The sequence below is a fragment of the Acidithiobacillus sp. TH-A36 genome, from assembly GCF_057473445.1.
Genome location: NZ_JBYCKP010000435.1, coordinates 1 through 2,066 on the forward strand (window position 1 = coordinate 1; position 2,066 = coordinate 2,066).

At 51.0% G+C, this 2,066-nt stretch carries 2 protein-coding genes and 1 pseudogene; 2 read left to right on the forward strand and 1 reads right to left on the reverse strand.

Annotated features, from left to right (window positions below; genetic code table 11):
• Positions 1-195 (forward strand): annotated as a pseudogene (locus AC2VLY_RS11205) (tetratricopeptide repeat protein); the annotation flags it as partial.
• 26 nt (positions 196-221) lie between these two features.
• Positions 222-995: a DUF481 domain-containing protein gene (locus AC2VLY_RS11210; RefSeq protein ID WP_193649377.1), complete on the forward strand. Its 774-nt coding sequence runs from the start codon at positions 222-224 to the stop codon at positions 993-995.
• On the opposite strand, the gene AC2VLY_RS11215 is transcribed toward AC2VLY_RS11210, so the two are convergent.
• Positions 992-2,066 (reverse strand): FGGY-family carbohydrate kinase (locus AC2VLY_RS11215; protein WP_486922296.1); only part of this gene is annotated, 1,075 nt, incomplete at its 5' end. The genes AC2VLY_RS11210 and AC2VLY_RS11215 overlap by 4 nt on opposite strands.

A 2,066-nucleotide genomic window follows, 5' to 3' on the forward strand; every position in this document is an offset into this window, starting at 1 on the left:
GCCGCACACTGGTGGCGTAAAGGTGCCTACAACATCAATCCTCAGGCGGAACTCATGTTGGGTGAAGCCTATGCTCATGGCTGGGGGGTACCCCGTGATATAGACAAGGCTATTCGCTGGTGGAAAGCTGCTGCGCGCTATGGCCCGCCAGAAGTGGCCAGCCGTGCCCAACTCCTGTTGGATTCAGCCGTATAATTTCAGCCGGTTAATAAGGAATTTTCATGCGTTTTCTGTTTAATCAATGGCCTGCCTGGATGGCCTTCATGGCATTTTTCAGTGTTTCAGTGCAGGCCATGGCCGATGAACCGGATGTGACGCCGTCAGTGATTTCCAAAAGTGAATTTGTGAAAAAGCCGGAATGGTCCGGAACGGTTGGTCTGGGTCTGAGCAGCAGTACCGGAACCAGCCAGGCACTCAATCTGAACACCGATGATGCTTTGCTGTGGCATCGCGGTTTGTGGTCGAACCAAAGCAGGCTTCTGTATAACTACGCGACTTCTCAAGGAGAAGTCAGCGCCGATCGCCTGGATGTCAGCAACCAGACCCGCTATGACATTGCCCTGCAGCAATATTTGTTTGCGAATCTCAATTATCATCGCAACCATTTTGACGGGTACTATTATCGTGCTGATGAAACCCTGGGTTATGGACACTTTTTTATCTTGAATCGGGTTTCTCATCTGCGTCTTGAAGCGGGTGCCGGTGTGCGTCAATCCCACCCCATTGGCGGAGTGTATAGCACGCATCCCATTGCCCGTCTCTATGGAAAATATCTCTGGCAGTTCAGCCCGCATGCCCATTTATCCGAAGCCGTTGATGCCATTTTGGCAGATAACGGGGCGAATACTTACAATTCGATTTTTTCCGTAGTCAGCCCCTTGTATGGACCTTTGAATTTGCGTCTTGCCTTTATTGCCACTTATAATTCAAAGGTTCAGCCCGGTTTCAAACCATTGAATACTCTGACGACCATCAATCTGGCCTACAACTTTTAAGCCGAAAATCGGGAAAATTTTTCCTGAAATTTTTGAACATACGGTGCATAACGCAGTACGGCATCTGCTGCAGGATAAAATATTCTTCCCGGTTGGACGGGTGTCTGCCCTAATATTTTGAAGCCCCCCAAATCGGCAGCCGCAGCAATGAGAGCAGATCCTTTTGCCGCCTCTGTGTCCATCGTGATTTCTACAGGCCTATTCAAAATGTGGGCACGCATTTGCATCCAGGCAGCATTCATACTGCCGCCCCCCACCGTTTTTATGGACCCCTGAATGCTCACTCCCGCTTTTTCCATCACGTCATAGCCCCAGGCTTCGATATAGCTGAGTCCTTCCAGCAACTTCTGAAAAGTCTCAGCATTTTGTCCGCTGGGAATGGTACTTCCCGGCCATGTAGGCGCCTGGATCGGGAAGCGTTCTCCGCTGCTGGGCAGAGGATACAACAAGGCAGCGCTGGGATATGCCGTATGGATGGAGGGTTCCAGCGCCCGCATTTGTTCACGCTGAAAATGCTGCAGCAGGGTGCCTGCTCCGGCATTGGATGCGGCGCCAACCAGGCAAAAATCACCCAGATAATGACTGTAAAGCCCCATTGTGTTTATTGGCTTGCCATGCACGACCTTGAAAGCCAGGGATGAACCAAGGCTGCTCAGGGCTGTGCCGGGCATGTATAAACCAGCTGCGGTGGCTGCTGCAACACTGTCTGTACAACCGGCGCGAATCTGCACTGCTGTGGATAAGCCCAGCCTTTGAGCCCATGATTTATTCAGCGTGCCGACGCTGATACCTTCATGCACCACTTTCGGTAATATTGCCGGATCAATATCTGCAGTTTCCAGAATATTGAGCATTTTCTCCGGATATTTCATCTGTTGAGCATCCAGACCCATTTTCAGAACATTTCCCCGATCTGAAATCCCCCAGTGATCGGTGAGATGCGCGGCCACCCAGTCCGCCTGGTGATGTACATGATGTACATCCGAAAAATTATGCAGATGACGGCGTAACCACAGGAGTTTACTCAGGGAGCTGGCAGGGGATAGACAAATTCCCCCTTCTGGCCATTGC

Bases quoted from the DNA above. Each gene is read 5' to 3' on its own strand.
- AC2VLY_RS11210 (WP_193649377.1), top strand. From the start codon at position 222: ATGCGTTTTCTGTTTAATCAATGGCCTGCCTGGATGGCCTTCATGGCA.